This window comes from Methanobrevibacter sp., assembly GCF_030539665.1.
Lineage (GTDB): Archaea > Methanobacteriota > Methanobacteria > Methanobacteriales > Methanobacteriaceae > Methanocatella.
Map to the genome: position 1 here is coordinate 194,644 of NZ_JAUNXR010000002.1, position 15,120 is coordinate 209,763.

Below are 15,120 nucleotides of genomic sequence, written 5' to 3' on the forward strand. Positions count from 1 at the left end.
ATGCATTCAGATTATGTAAATGATGGAATTGAATTATTAGTAAACAATACTGAAATCGGTTTAAATGAATTTGCAAGTAGCTTTTTAAAAGACAGCTTATTTGGAATGATCAGTGCTTTAAACACTGAAGAATATGACATTAGCTCAATTGAAAAAGCTACCATTGAAATCGAAAAAATAAACCCTGAACATATGAATAGAGCAGAAATTGCTTTAACAGTCAATGAAAAAGCTATCGGCATTAACGAATTTGTAAGTGGAATAATGAAAGAGTCCATTTATGGAATGGTAAAAGCATTAAACACTGAAAAATTTGGAATCGATGCTATAGAAAACATTGATATAAAAATTGAAAAATGATTTTATGAAACCCATTAAAGACCAATATCAAAGGCCAATTATCTCTTTACGAATAACAATAACCAATTTATGCAATGTAAACTGCATATACTGCCATCATGATGGAATGGAATATTCTAAAGATGAAATGACATCAGATGAGATATATGAAATATGTAAAATTGCTAAAAATATAGGTGTTAAAAAGATAAGACTTTCAGGCGGTGAACCTTTAGTTAGAAAAGATATTGTTGAAATAGTAGAAAAAATATCTACATTAGGCTTTAAAGACATATCTTTAACAACAAACGGTGTCTTACTTGAGAAATATAGTGAAGATTTGAAGAAAGCAGGCCTTCACCGTATCAATGTAAGTTTAGATACTTTAAATCCGGAAACTTATAAATTTATCACCAAAAAAGACTATCTTGAAAAAGTTAAAAGAGGATTGATAAAAGCCGTTGATGCTGGTCTTTACCCTGTTAAAATAAATATGGTTTTGATGAAAGGCATTAACGAAGATGAAGTAGAAGAAATGTTTGAATTTACAAAAAAACATGGCATGATACTTCAGTTAATAGAGCTTGTAGATAGTGAAAACTGCGAAGATGACAAGTTTAGTGAAGAATATCATTACAGTCTAGAACCTCTTGAAGATGAATTAGCTGAAAAAGCTGATGAAGTCGTAACAAGAGAATTTATGCAAAGCCGTAAAAAATACTATATTGACGGTGGAGAAATAGAAGTTGTAAAGCCGATGGACAATACAGAATTCTGCAAAAATTGTACCAGACTTAGAATTACTCCCGACGGTAAAATCAAACCATGTTTACTTAGAAATGACAATTTAGTTGATTTGGTGTCATATATCCGTAATGGTGATGGCGAAGATCAATTAAAAGAAAGATTCCTTATAGGAATAAACAATAGAAAACCATTCAATATGGAATAGCATAACTGTCGAAAAACAGTACTTTTTTTATTTTTAAATTAATTCAACATGAACTGTTGCTTTTAGCAACAATTATTTTTCTAAAAAAAAGAAAGATAAATAAGGTTAGAAACCTTATCTGTTATCTTTTGTTGGATATTCGGTAAATGGAATACAATCATCAGATTTGAATCCACTAACGTATCCGTAAATTTCTCTAACTTTGTTGTTTACGGTGTCCCATACTTTAGCTACTGGAATTTCACAAGGGCATACTTCAGTACATTGACCACAGTTAGTACATGCATCTACCATGTGTACCATACGGGTTAAGTGGAAGAATGGAGCTGCAGGGGTGTATCCACCAGGTACCCATTCAGGTCCTTCAGCTTCAAGACAGCAGTCTTCACAGTAACATAATGGACATGCTTCACGACAACCGTAACATTTCATACATTTGGAGAACTCATCAGCATAAGCGTGGAATACATCAATGATGTCACCAGTGGTTCCTTCCATATCTTTTGCTTTTTTCTCTGCAGATTCTTTGAGCATGAAGTTGTTGATTTTGTCTCTGATTTCAACTCCTTTTGGAATTGGTTCAGCGGTTTCGATTACACCAGCTTCAATTACTTTGGATAATACATCTGCACCTTTTTCACTGAATACTTCAACGAAAGTAGCTTTTCCAGTGAGATCTCCGATTACTCCCCAGTTTCCTAATGCCATGTCAGCGTTGGATGGGATTTTAAGTTCACATCTTTGACAGTTGTCTCTTCTACCCATACCTTCTTTTTCGAGTTCGCCAATTTTGAAACCTTTTTCTTCACCGTCAGCGGTTTCCATGATAAGGCTTCCTTTAGCAATTTCTTCTTTGACAACATCTTTAGGGTTTAATTCGTAAACATCTTCGATCATTTGGATGGTTGGAACAGGAGACATGGTTCCACCACAGTTTACACCAATCATGATTACGTTGTCTTCGATGATTTTTCCTTTTTTCATTAATTCGGTAATGGTCATTGCGTCACATGGTTTACAGGTAACTGCAATTTTCATGTCACGGCAACCGTCAAGGTATTTAGAAACAAATTTAGCTAAGTTTAAAGTTCCACAGTGGATGGAACCTGCAGATTTAATTACATCTTCAGGATCGGTTATGAGACATGGTACTGCATCATAAATGTCGCATCCTTCTTCGACTGCAACAACTGCATCAACTATGTTGTTTTCTAATAAGTATTTCATAATAGTTGTTACTACTCCACCGTATTCTCCTTTTTCTTTGATCTCAGCGTTAGCGGAGTATGCATAACATTTATCGCCTACATTTACAGCCATTTTAATTACTCCTCAATTTTTTCTACTTTAATAGCACATGCTTTTAATTCAACCATTTTACATTTTGGATCGAAAGAATCGGAATTGGTTAACATGTTTGCAGCACATTCGGTAAAGTGCATTGGGATGTTTACGATTCCTTTCTTAATATCATCAGTTACTCTAGCAGGAATTTCGATTTCTCCTCTTCTGGAACTTGCTTTAACAATTTCGTTGTTGAGAATACCTAATTCTTTAGCATCTTCAGTATTAATTTCTATGAATCCAGTTTTTACTTCGTTGTCTAAAGTTTCACATCTTCTGGTCATTGCAGCGTGATAGTGGAATAATACTCTAGTAGTAGTTAATAATAATGGGTATTCTTCATCAGGAACTTCAACAGGTCCTCTGTGTTCAAGAGCTTGGAACATACCGAATCCATGTGGGTGTGCGAATTTATCTTTGTGCATTAAAGGTTGACATGGGTCATCTTCAGATGGACAAGGCCAGTGGAGTGCTTCTGGAGTATCTAATCTTTCTCTGTTCATACCTGCCATAATTGGTGCGTATTCTCTGATTTCGTCGAAAATTTCTTCTGCAGATTCGTAATGGAATTGATCTTTGAGATCTGGGTTCATTCTTACTGCAATTTCTTCCATTATCTTCCAATCGAGCATTGCGCCTTCAGGTGGTTCTTGTGCTTTGTGTAAGCATTGAACTCTTCTTTCACCGTTGGTGAAAGTACCTTCTTGTTCACCCCAACCTGCTGCTGGTAATACAACATCTGCACATTCTGCGGTGTCAGTCATGAATAATTCTTGAACGATTAACATGTCTAAGTTAGCTAATGCTTCTTTAGTATGTTTAATATCTGCATCGGAGAGAACTGGGTCTTCACCGTGGATGTATAATACTTTTAAGTCACCAGCATGAGCAGCGTTCATCATTTCAACAAGGGTTAAACCTGGTTTTGCAGGTAAGTTGGATCCGTAACGTTCGTTGAATAAGTCGGTAGTTTCTTGGTCAGCAACTTTTTGATAACCTACGTAATCAGATGGGAGAGCTCCCATATCACAAGCACCTTGTACGTTGTTTTGTCCTCTTAATGGGTTTACACCAGTACCTTCTCTACCAATGTTACCAGTTAACATTGCTAAGTTAGCACAGGACATTACGTTGTCTGCTCCGTGAGAGTGTTCGGTAATTCCTAAGGAGTATACAATAGCTGCTTTGTCTGCTTTAGCATAATCTAATGCTGCTTTTGTAATTTCTTCTACAGAAGCTTCAGTAATTTCAGCAACTTTTTCTACATCGTATTTCATTACAACTTCTTTTAATTCTTCGTAACCTTTGGTTCTGTTAGCGATGAATTCGTCATCTTGTAAGTCGTTGTCGATGATGATTTTCATCATACCGTTTAATAAAGCAACGTCAGTACCGGTTTTGAATTCAATGTAATCATCAGCTAATCTAGCAGTAGGAGTGTATCTTGGATCTGCTACGATTAATTTAGCTCCATTTTTTTGAGCTTGGATGATTTTACGACCGAATAATGGGTGTGCTTCCATGTTGTTTGAACCAATACAGAAGATTACATCAGCTTCTTTAATACTGTCGAATCCGTTGGTCATAGCACCTGAACCGAAGGTGGTTGCGAGACCTGCTACAGTAGGACCGTGACAGATACGTGCACAGTGGTCTACGTTTTGAGTACCACATGCTGCTCTTGCTAATTTTTGAGTAATGTAAATGTTTTCGTTAGGGGAACGAGCACATGCGTAGAAACCTACTTTGTTAGGATCTTCATCAGATACTTCTTTAAGTTTGTTTGCTACTAAATCTAATGCTTCATCCCAAGTTGCTTCTTGGAATTCTCCATTTTCATCTTTTATTAACGGAGTGGTTAATCTGTCTTCTCTGTTAATAAATTCGTATCCAAAGTTACCTTTTGGACATACTTTACCCTCGTTTACAGGGTGTCTTTTGTAAGGTTCAACACCAACAATTTTACCGTCCTTTACTACAAAGTTGATTCCACAACCAGTACCACAGTAAGGACAAATTGTTTTTACGTATTCTATTTCAACCATTTTATAATCTCCAAAATTATATTAAAAAAGTTTAATGAAAGCTTATGTGAAATAAGCTTTCCGTGTTTAAAAGTCTGTTTATGCGTCGTCTGAATCTTTTAAATATACGAAGTAGTAGATACAAGCTACAAAGAGTCCTCCACCTACAATATTACCTAAGGTTACTGGAATAAGGTTATTCCAAATCATGGTAGCCCAAGTAATTCCTTCTCCACCTAAGAACATACCTAATGGGATAAAGAACATGTTTGCTACACTGTGCTCGAATCCGATGGTTACGAAAGCCATAATTGGGAACCAAATACCTAAAATCTTACCAATTATGTCATCGGATGCAAATGCAAGGTATACAGCAAGACATACAAGCCAGTTACAACCCATCGCTTTGATGAATGCAACATCCCATGCTAATCCTACTTTACCAGTTGCAACTTTAATTGCTCCTGCTTGGATAGCTGGGTCAGCGGTAATTACTCCACCCATGTATGCTAATACGTATGCAACGAATAATGCACCTACGAAGTTAAATATCCAACTTACAATCCAATTTCTTGCGAGCCCGGTAATGGTAGCTTTACCATGTAAGAGACCCATAATCATATACATTACGTTTCCTGTGAATAATTCAGATCCTGCAATAACAACAAGCATCAAACCAACTGGGAACACTGCACCGAATGCGAATTTTGATAACCCAATTGGGAAACCAGCTGCAACCATACCAGCGTTAGTTACTTCTGCTAATAATCCTCCAAATGCAATGTATGCACCTGCTAAGAATGAAAGTAAAATAGTATGGCTGAGTTTTGATGAATTTTTTACTCCACCAGTTGCAGCTACAGCTCTTGCTGTATCACCTGGACTTTTAAAAGATGAACTCATTTTTTTCAACCTCTTTTTCCTCTATATAAAAAATTTTATATAATACCCAGAACTCCCCGATATAATAAATTCATGGTATTATGTAAATTATATATGCTCGTTATTATAAAAAGGATTTCTTATTAGATTGAAAAAGAAATACTTAAATAAAACGTATAATAGAATTATATATAATTTTGATTGTCAATTAAGACATTTCACATCGACTTTTTTTCCTTAAAATTTAATTTAATATCCCAAAATACAATAAATAGATAAATAAAAACAGAAAAAGAGTTTATCTTATGAAATAAAAATAAACATTTCTTTTTATTATAAAAAAATGTTAACAATTATTTAAAAAAATTTTATAAAAAATTAAAACTTCGTTATACTAATTAAAAATTTTTCAAAAAAAATGGATATTGGTTGAAAAAATTTAGTTTCAACTAAATAAAAATTGCAACAATCAATATTACAACCCATAACAATTCAAAATAGATAACCGAATGTTATGGAAAAAATTATAAAGCTACTACAAACGTTAAGGGAGAGGCTAAACTTAAAATAAACCTAAAAACAGGAGTTTATACTGCAATATCCAAATATGATGGAAACAGCATTTATAACCCTTCAATGTTCAAGTAAAAATAACAATTAGCCAAGTCCAGATCGTTAAAAATGCAACCAATGATGAAATCCAAAATATCATCAATGGCACTGATGAAAACACTGTGATAAAATTAACAGCGAAAAACTATAATGGGATTTCAATTATCATCAATAAGCCAATAACATTAACCACCAACAGCTCCATTATAAAAGGAGAAAAAAATAAGAATGTTATAACTCTTAATGTAGATGGAGCTAACATAAATGGGTTTGAAATAATAGTTGAAAATGCATCTGCAATTAACGTTAATGGAAACAACAATAACATATCCAATTGTACAATTAAATAGTCTAAATCCTAGTTTAATTGACGATTATAATTCTGGAAAAATTACACTTCCAGGAAATGGTATTGAAATAATTTCCGGAGAAAACAATACCATAGAAAACAATGAAATTTCAAACTTCAAAAACGGAATATATCTTGAAAACTCAAAAAATACAACAATTCAAAACAACACCATAACAAAAAACAATTATGGAATTGAATTTGGAGAAAATGTCTCCGCTACAACAATTCAAAGCAATAAAATAAACGACAATATTGGACTAATCACTTTGGAAGTTGTTGAAGGACCATTAGGTTATGGAATAAGCATAAGAGACTCTGGAGTTGATGTAAATATCCTTAACAATGAAATAAACAACAATTACATGAGAATATTTATTGATGCAAAAAATTGCAGTGGAATAAAAATAACTGGAAATTCCATTTCAAACAATACAATTGAAGGATTGACCTTTAATGAAAATTATACCTTTGCTGAAGGTTCTCCAGAAGTGATTGTAGAAAACAATGCGATTTACAACAATGCAAAAGGTCCAAGCATGATTATTCTTGGTGAAGTAAGTGCAAATCCTGCAGGAATTTATGGTCCTGGAGAATGGGACGATACTAAAAAGTTATATTTAAGGGCAAATTGGTATGGAACAAACAAATACACAACATAGGAAAATATTACAGGCCCTGGAACAATCTGTCCAAGGATTTCAACTACACTCATTACTTTCAATATGAGCTGCATAGAACCTGGAAAGTATGATATAAGCTTCTACAACAATGGACAATTAGCTACTGCACTTCCTGATTTTAACATATATTTCATATTGAACTATTATACAGATAATGAAATAGAAGTAATTGCTAATGTGCATGAGGGAAAAGCTACAATCGAATTCCCTGTTGAAAACTATTATGATGCTCAAAACATAATAGAAGCTTCTTCAACATCACTATTCGATTCCAGCAGACCATTTAAAGTGATGTACACATATGCTGTTCCGGACAGCGAAATAAAAATATAAAAAAAGTTGAATAGTAATTCAATTACTATTCTTCATCTTCAATTACTTGATAATAGGATCCTTCTGCACAGGATTTACAAAGAGGCTTGCCACCTCTCAATACATGGCGTTCGTCACCTACTTTTTCACCACATTCAGAGCAAAATACTGAAGTGTGCATTGCTCCTGGAAGTTGTGGTTCAGGCAAAGTCACTTTAACTCTTTCTACATTAAACAATTCTTCAGGAGGAGTTTCTCTGAATCTTTTTCTCATTTCTTCCTTAGTTTCTTTTGCCTTATCTTTTCTATTAGCATCAGCATCAGATACTCTAATAGCTTCCCCAGTATCCATATTATAGAAAGTTACTGCAAATTTACCATAATACATTTGTTTTAAGGAACGTTTACCCATTGTACATTTAGTAACAGCCTGAACAGCGTCTGCCATACATCTGTCAATTTCAAGGAACACAATCAAATTTTTATGTCTTTTATTTAATTCCATTCCCATTAATTCCATACCGTACATTGCTAATTTGGTACCAATAGCTATTCCACCACAGATTTCACCATGAAAATCACCTGCGATTTTCAATTGTTCATCATAATCTTCAATATTCATAGTTTTCACCTATTTACTAAATTCAAGACTTAAAGAAAGGTCTGTTTTCATTGGGACACAAACTTTTCTATTTTCATCTAGATCAATTAATTTAACATCAATATCATAAGCTTTATTAAGATTTTCTTCATTAACCACTTCCTCAGGAGTTCCAAAATCAATGAATCCTCCATCTTTCATAATAGCTACTTTGCTGGAGCTTATGAAAGTATGATCTGGAAAATGTGAGGACATTATGATTGATAAGCCCAATGAATCTAGCTTATCAACTATTTCCAAAAACTTTATCTGATTTCCGAAATCCAAATGAGATGTAGGTTCATCTAAAATTAAAATATCTGGCTGCTGAGTTAATATTCTCGCAAGAAAAACAAGCTGACACTCTCCACCACTCAAATTTGTATATTCCTTATCCTTTAAGTCATATATCCCCAAATCCTTAAGTGCATTTTCAGCTATTTCTATATCCTCTTCCTTTGGAGAATCTGTAAGAGCCAAATATGGAGACCTTCCCATTAAAACAACATCCAAAACTTTAAACGGGAATGTCGGAGTGTGAGTTTGAGGAATATAACCGATATATTTGGATATCTCTTTAAAACTTAAATATTTGATATTTTTGCCTTCCAGAATTATTTCCCCATTATCAATGTCCTGCAATCCATTTAAACATTTGATTAAAGTAGTCTTTCCAGTTCCATTAAGCCCTAGAATACATAAAATATCTCCCCTGTCAATAGAAAAACTAATGTTCTCAAATATTTTTTTTATCGTCCTTATAATGAAAAGAGATATTTTTAACATCCAATAACTTTTCCATAAAATCACCTTAAGACCATTCCAAATATCCTCTTCTAAGCAAGTACAGGAATAAAGGAACTCCCACAATAGCTGTTAGAATACCTATCGGAATTTCTATTGTTATCAATGCCCTTGATAAGTTATCCATTATTAACAAGAAACTTGCACCAAACTTAAAGAAGCGGGAAGCAAAATTTTATTATCAGGACCTACAAGCATACGAGTCATGAGAGGAATGATTAATCCAATCCACCCTACAATACCGCTTATTGATACTGCAGCAACATCCCCATTTCCTTCATTAACAGAATCCAATATTAAATCCGGTTCAGATGCTATAAATTCTTCATAACTACCTGTTTGTGAACCAAACCATCCTCCAACTACTGGAAGGTTCCTATATTGGTTTGGTATATATTTTTCTTCATATTGGTTCCATGCAAAGTTTAATCCAGTTATTTTCTCTGGAGCGAGCATGTACATTATTGTAGTCATTGATGGTGATGTTGATACGACACGATCAACAGAAGCAGGAATTTGAAGAGTCCTATTTGCCATGTCTGTTATATTCTTAGAACCTTTATTTTCAACTGTAGAAGGTGTTAAAAATAAGGTAGCTGCTATCCCACAAACAACTAAAATAATCAAGATCAATATGATAATTTTACTCTTTTTTCCATAATATCAAAAAAATTATATAACACTTGACATATTATTCATAATAACTTTCATTAATATGATATGAAAATATTTGTAATACAGTTTATAAATAAATTTCTAAGAAAAAAAATTGAAAAAAAAGAAATAATATGGTGAAATAATGAAAACTGAAACTGTAAAAGCCATTAAATTTTATGATGGTGAAGCAAAAGAAGTGGATGAAGAAGTAGTTAAAGATGAAACAATAACATTAGTAATCAACAATTCCATAAGCCGTAGTTTGTCTGCACTAGAAGATTCATTGGAAGAATTTGCAATCGGATACTTATTTAACGAAAATTTAGTAAAATCATTAGACGACGTTCTAAATATTGATATAGAAGGAAATAAAATTAACGTTGAAATTAATGACGAATTACTTAAAAATAATGAAACAGTCCTATGTTCTGACTCTGCTGGTGGTTGGAGAACTAAAATTAACGATGTGAAACAAGTAAAATCCGAATTAAAAGTGACTTCATCCGAGCTAATAGCTAGAATTGAAGAATTGAAAAATAATGCTGAAATATGGCAAGCCACAGGAGGCACCCATGTTGCAGGAATCGTATATGAAGACAAATTTGTTGTAAAAGAAGATGTAAGTCGCCATGTTGCAGTAGACAAAGTAATAGGATACGGAATATTAAACGGATTTGATTTGAAAAACAGTTACGTAATATATAGTGGCAGAATGCCTGCAGATATGGTAATAAAAATAACAAGGGTTGGAATTCCTCTTCTAGCTTCAAATGCCGCCCCTGCATATTCAGGCTATAAAATAGCTGAAAAGGGAGACGTAACATTAGTAGGATTTATTAGAGGCCAACGCTTCAATGTTTATAATAATTTAGGTAGAGTAATATTTGATTAAATATTTACTCTATTCTAAAACTGTGTGACGTGCCTTTAAGTCACTTTCAGTTTGTTTCATTACTTCCATTAACTCAGATACCAACCCATCCAAGAACACAAGTGTTGTTAATTCAAATGCTGTTCCTAATGGAGTAAGGGAAGTATAATTTCCATGAATTTGACGTTTCATATAATTCTTATCGTCAGCTTCTACTTTTGTCCTTCCTTTTACGAAGATATAGGCATCAGCCAACTTTCCTAAAGTTGATTCTGGATAAGAAGTTAAAGCCAATACATTAGAACCTCTATTTTTAGCTATTTTAACAGCAGATACAATAGTGTTGGTTTCTCCTGAACCAGAAATAGCTATTAAACAGTCCCCCTCATTAATTGCCGGAGTAGTAGATTCACCAACAACAAAGGAGCTTAAACCCAAGTGCATCAATCTCATTGCAAACGCTTTTGCTGCTAAACCAGATCTTCCAGCACCAATTACAAAAATATTTTTAGATTTTACAATAACGTCAATAAACTTTTGAACCTCATCCTCATCCAAATAACTTTCTGCATTTTTAATATTTGACAAAATCGCATCAATAGCTTCTTTCATTATCTCCATTTAATTGCCCCAAATTTTTATGTTATTCAAAATATTAATTATATATTAATTTATATATTAAATTAATGAATTTCAAAAGTAAAGGATTGATTAGTTTGGAAATAGATGATGAAATCTATGACTATAAACTATACGATACCTTAAAATCACTTTCAAAAACTTATTCTCAAAGAAAATCAGCCAAAGAGCTTGGAATATCACATGCTGTTTTAAATAGACGTATCAAAAAGGCAGAAGACAAATTAGGAATCAAACTTGTTGATAAGATCGGTTCCGGAAGTGTCCTTACAAAAGATGGAATTGGAATTTTAAATGAATTTCAACATTATTACAATCAGATTTCAAAAACAACAAACATAACCATTGGCGGAGGACATATTGTTTCTGGACTTTTAGAGTCAATATCCCAACCATATGAACTGTCTGTTTATAGCAGCAATGATTTGAATTCCTTTAAACTGGCTGAACGTGGTGTTATAGATATTTTAGCATTGGATGATCCTTTAATTGCTTTTGAAAAAGATCTTAACTTTACTCCAATCGGTTTTGACTATCTTGTTTTAATCACTAATAAAAATTCACACGAAATTAAAAGCATTAACGACTTAAGCAACCTTAATTTTGTATCTGTTGCAGGTTCTGCTCAAAGGTTGGCATGGAATACATTGGAACACTATGATATAAATTATAACATATCAAAAACTGTAAATTCGCAATTCGATGCCTTTAAAATGGTTAAGAATTCAGATAATTTATATAGTTTTTTAAATGCCAGTTATTTTAAAGGCAGTGACATATTGAAACATGACACACGCCATGCCATTAGTTTGGTTCAAATAAACGAAGAAAAAGAGGAAATTGTTGATTTTATTGAATTTCTATTAAATGACGGACAAAAAGAAATAATTAAACAAGGATTTAGTTCCATTTAAATAATACTTTTTAATTGCTCTTCGACAATTATGATACTTTTTAAGGATTGATATATCATTATGGAAGTTATGGCATTCAAGTCAAAAACTTAAAATATAATTCATAATTAATAATAAACTATCGAAAGAAAAAGGGTAATGCATATGGTGAAAAACAATGACTTATTGGCAGTCGGTCATACTGCACTTGATTATATTATAAAAGTAGATGAGTTCCCTAAAGCTAATTTTTCAGCACCGATAAACGATATGAAAACCTTTAATGGTGGTGCTGCGGCTAATGTAGCTATAGTTGGTGCAACACTCGGTTTAAACACAGCTCTCGTATCTGCAGTTGGAGGAGACTTTAAAAATAGCGATTACTATCGGAAAATGAATGATTTGAATGTAAACACTGAATCATTAATTATAGTTCCGGGTGAAACAAGCCCTACTGCATTCGTATTAACTAACAATAACGACGATCAAATAAGTTACTTCTACTGGGGAGCTGCGAAAGAATTTGCAGAAAGCAAGGTTCCTAAAAAAACTATTGAAGAATCAGAAGCTGTCCATTTAGCTACTGGAGACCCTGATTTTAACTGGAAATGCAGTAAAGAGGCAAAGGAAAATGACTTGTTAATTTCCTTTGACCCTGGCCAAGACCTGGGAATGTATTCCACTGAAAAACTTAAGGATGTTCTTGAGAACACCACAATCCTGTTTGGAAATCATTTTGAAATTGAAAGAATCTGCGACTCTTTGGAAGTAGATATTCAAGGATTAAGAGAACTCGGGCCAGAAATTGTTGTTAAAACATGTGGAGCCAACGGTAGTGAAATTTATTCAAATGATGACAAAATCGTTATCGATGCAATTAAAACTACCGCTGCAGATCCAACAGGGGCAGGAGACTCTTATAGAGCAGGATTTTTAACAAGATTCCTCAATGGCGAATCCTTGTACGAATCAGCCAAATTTGCTTCAACCGTTTCATCATTTATTGTAGAAGAACAAGGTTGCCAGACAAAGGCTCCAAGTTTTGATGAAGCATATGAAAGAATGTCTGAATTCTACAAAAATTAATTCTTATTTTATTTTTTTTAAAACTCATTTTAAAGCCAACTTGATTTTACTCAAAAATATTTAACTAGCATCTTTAAATATAACTTTCACAATATTATAATTAAAGTTGATTTTATAACTTTATCAAGTATATTTTAATTAATTAAATCTAAATTAAGTGGTTTGAATGACACAAATTAGTGATGCAAAAAAAGGTATTTTAACTGAAGAAATGAAGATAGTTGCTGAAAAAGAAGGTGTAAGTGAGGATTTCATCTTAAAATCAGTAGCAGAAGGAACAATCGTAATTCCAAAAAATATAAATCATGATATTATACCTTCAGGGATTGGAGCAGGACTTAGAACAAAAGTGAATGCAACAATTGGAACATCAACAGACATTGTGAACTTTGATGAAGAAGAACTCAAAGCACAGATAGCTATTGATGCTGGTGCAGATTGTTTAATGGAATTAAGTATTGGGGGAGACATGGACGAAATCAGAAGAAGAATACTCAAAATGTCCCCATTACCAGTCGGAAGCGTGCCAATTTATCAAGCAGCTATTGAAACAATAAGAGAACAGGGTGCAGCAATATACATGGATGAAGATATAATGTTCAATACCATTGAAAAACAGGCAAAAGACGGTATTGACTTTATGGCTATTCACAGCAGCATCAACATTGAAACTCTTACAAGACTTAAAACCCAAGGAAGAGTTGCAGGACTCGTTTCAAGAGGAGGGGCATTTATATCCTCATGGATTGTAGAAAACGAACTTGAAAATCCATTATACAAAAACTTTGACTATGTATTGGAAATTGCAAAAGAGTATGATGTGGTATTGTCACTTGCAAACGGTATGAGAGCAGGAGCAATAGCAGATTCAACAGACAGGGCACAAGTTCAAGAACTAATTGTATTAGGAGAATTGATTGACAGATCCCGTGACTTTGGCGTACAATGTATGATTGAAGGTCCAGGACATATCCCAATTAATGAAATTCCAGCAAATGTAATGATTCAAAAGAAATTATGTTCACAAGCACCATTCTACATGTTAGGACCTATTGTTTGTGATATTGCGCCAGGATATGACCATATCGTATCAGCAATTGGAGCAGCAGAATCTGCAAAGGCAGGAGCTGACTTTATTTGTTATGTAACTCCAGCAGAACACTTAGCATTACCATCTCCAGAAGATGTAAAAGAAGGAGTAATAGCTACCAGAATTGGAGCTTATGCCGGAGATATGGCAAAAGGAGTGCATAACGGAGAAAGAGATTTGGAAATGGCATATGCAAGAAAAAATCTAGACTGGGAAGAACAATATAGAATTGCAATAACTCCTGATGTTGCACGTGCAAAAAGAGATGCAAGACCTCCAGAAGACTCCGATGCATGTACAATGTGTGGTAATTTCTGTGCTGTTAAACTCGTGAACGAATGGTTGGACAGTGGCGACCACGATATACTAAAATAGATTGTCATTATCATATAATGACAATTACATTACTTTTTTTAAATAAACTCATTTTTATAGAAACACTACAAATATAATAATAGGTGTGAAAATGGGTCAAACAATCAAACATAAATGTAATTCTTGTGATTTTGAATTTATTGAAGAAGATAAAGAGTTTTATTTTAATGAAGAATTAACAAAACTTACAGAAGAAACTCCTCTTTTTAACACATTCCAAAAAATAGCAAAATCACAACTATCCGGAAATATCTATTTGACATATTGTGACAATTGCAATAACTTCATAAAAACATATTCAGTTACCAAAAACGAAACATCCCTGGACGATGAAGAGATTAAAGAACTAATTATTGAATCAGGTGCAAGCGAACAGATAACCAACGAACCGGTTGAAAAGCTAGTTTTAATAAGAAATGATGATAGGTTAATCAAATGCCCAAAATGTGAAAATGAAATTCTAAAAACATTAACACATGGTTCTGGCTGTCCCAAATGTGAAAATGGAAAACTCTTAGCTAATATGTTTACAATAAATGATTAATTTTCATATTATTCCAACATAATT

15 protein-coding genes and 2 pseudogenes are annotated in these 15,120 nt (G+C 33.3%); 10 read left to right on the forward strand and 7 right to left on the reverse strand.

All coding sequences use genetic code 11. The annotated features are described in order from the left end of the window. Positions 1-360: a hypothetical protein gene (locus Q4P18_RS03475; RefSeq protein WP_303335622.1), complete on the forward strand. Its 360-nt coding sequence runs from the start codon at positions 1-3 to the stop codon at positions 358-360. Positions 361-364: 4 nt separating this feature from the next. Beyond that, positions 365-1,291 (forward strand): GTP 3',8-cyclase MoaA, encoded by a 927-nt coding sequence (gene moaA / locus Q4P18_RS03480; protein WP_303335624.1) that lies wholly within the window; start codon positions 365-367, stop codon positions 1,289-1,291. Between the two features lie 114 nt (positions 1,292-1,405). On the opposite strand, the gene Q4P18_RS03485 is transcribed toward moaA, so the two are convergent. From Q4P18_RS03485 to Q4P18_RS03495, 3 genes are all read right to left on the reverse strand, one after another. Then, positions 1,406-2,611, reverse strand: a complete 1,206-nt coding sequence (locus Q4P18_RS03485; RefSeq protein ID WP_303335626.1) for a Coenzyme F420 hydrogenase/dehydrogenase, beta subunit C-terminal domain — start codon at positions 2,609-2,611, stop codon at positions 1,406-1,408. 5 nt (positions 2,612-2,616) lie between these two features. Beyond that, entirely contained in the window at positions 2,617-4,680 is a 2,064-nt protein-coding gene (gene fdhF, locus Q4P18_RS03490; protein WP_303335628.1) for a formate dehydrogenase subunit alpha, read from the reverse strand. 78 nt (positions 4,681-4,758) lie between these two features. Beyond that, entirely contained in the window at positions 4,759-5,562 is an 804-nt protein-coding gene (locus Q4P18_RS03495) for a formate/nitrite transporter family protein (RefSeq protein ID WP_303335630.1), read from the reverse strand. Between the two features lie 713 nt (positions 5,563-6,275). Here Q4P18_RS03495 and Q4P18_RS03500 point away from each other — a divergent pair. The 3 genes from Q4P18_RS03500 (at position 6,276) to Q4P18_RS03510 (ending at position 7,518) form a co-directional block, all read left to right on the forward strand. Then, a complete protein-coding gene (locus tag Q4P18_RS03500) occupies positions 6,276-6,503 on the forward strand; it encodes a hypothetical protein (RefSeq protein WP_303335631.1) in 228 nt (75 codons plus the stop codon). Then, the gene (locus Q4P18_RS03505) at positions 6,463-7,164 is read left to right on the forward strand and encodes a right-handed parallel beta-helix repeat-containing protein (protein WP_303335633.1); all 702 of its coding nucleotides are present in this window, start codon (positions 6,463-6,465) and stop codon (positions 7,162-7,164) included. Before Q4P18_RS03500 ends, Q4P18_RS03505 begins: the two co-directional genes overlap by 41 nt. A 63-nt stretch (positions 7,165-7,227) precedes the next feature. Then, positions 7,228-7,518 carry a hypothetical protein gene (locus Q4P18_RS03510; RefSeq protein WP_303335636.1) on the forward strand — a complete coding sequence of 97 codons (291 nt, stop codon included), beginning with the start codon at positions 7,228-7,230 and terminating at the stop codon, positions 7,516-7,518. A gap of 25 nt (positions 7,519-7,543) precedes the next feature. Here Q4P18_RS03510 and Q4P18_RS03515 read toward each other — a convergent pair whose 3' ends face one another. The 3 genes and pseudogenes from Q4P18_RS03515 to Q4P18_RS03525 form a co-directional block, all read right to left on the reverse strand. Beyond that, on the reverse strand, positions 7,544-8,119 hold the full coding sequence (locus Q4P18_RS03515) for an FmdE family protein (RefSeq protein ID WP_303335640.1): 576 nt from the start codon (positions 8,117-8,119) through the stop codon (positions 7,544-7,546). Between the two features lie 9 nt (positions 8,120-8,128). Next, positions 8,129-8,939 (reverse strand): annotated as a pseudogene (locus Q4P18_RS03520) (ABC transporter ATP-binding protein). A gap of 9 nt (positions 8,940-8,948) precedes the next feature. After that, positions 8,949-9,202 (reverse strand): annotated as a pseudogene (locus Q4P18_RS03525) (iron chelate uptake ABC transporter family permease subunit); the annotation flags it as partial. Between the two features lie 538 nt (positions 9,203-9,740). Here Q4P18_RS03525 and fdhD point away from each other — a divergent pair. Continuing rightward, on the forward strand, positions 9,741-10,490 hold the full coding sequence (gene fdhD / locus Q4P18_RS03530; protein WP_303335642.1) for a formate dehydrogenase accessory sulfurtransferase FdhD: 750 nt from the start codon (positions 9,741-9,743) through the stop codon (positions 10,488-10,490). A 9-nt stretch (positions 10,491-10,499) separates the two neighbouring features. Here the strand turns inward: fdhD and hxlB are convergent, their stop codons facing one another. Beyond that, positions 10,500-11,090, reverse strand: coding sequence for a 6-phospho-3-hexuloisomerase (gene hxlB / locus Q4P18_RS03535; RefSeq protein WP_303335644.1), 591 nt, complete (start codon positions 11,088-11,090; stop codon positions 10,500-10,502). 65 nt (positions 11,091-11,155) lie between these two features. Here hxlB and Q4P18_RS03540 point away from each other — a divergent pair, with 65 nt between their 5' ends. From Q4P18_RS03540 to Q4P18_RS03555, 4 genes are all read left to right on the forward strand, one after another. After that, a complete protein-coding gene (locus tag Q4P18_RS03540; protein ID WP_303335647.1) occupies positions 11,156-12,022 on the forward strand; it encodes a LysR family transcriptional regulator in 867 nt (288 codons plus the stop codon). Between the two features lie 144 nt (positions 12,023-12,166). Continuing rightward, the gene (locus tag Q4P18_RS03545) at positions 12,167-13,087 is read left to right on the forward strand and encodes a carbohydrate kinase family protein (RefSeq protein WP_303335650.1); all 921 of its coding nucleotides are present in this window, start codon (positions 12,167-12,169) and stop codon (positions 13,085-13,087) included. A gap of 166 nt (positions 13,088-13,253) precedes the next feature. Continuing rightward, positions 13,254-14,552 (forward strand): phosphomethylpyrimidine synthase, encoded by a 1,299-nt coding sequence (gene thiC / locus Q4P18_RS03550; RefSeq protein ID WP_303335653.1) that lies wholly within the window; start codon positions 13,254-13,256, stop codon positions 14,550-14,552. Between the two features lie 91 nt (positions 14,553-14,643). Then, positions 14,644-15,096: a hypothetical protein gene (locus tag Q4P18_RS03555; RefSeq protein ID WP_303335656.1), complete on the forward strand. Its 453-nt coding sequence runs from the start codon at positions 14,644-14,646 to the stop codon at positions 15,094-15,096. Positions 15,097-15,120: the final 24 nt, after the last annotated feature.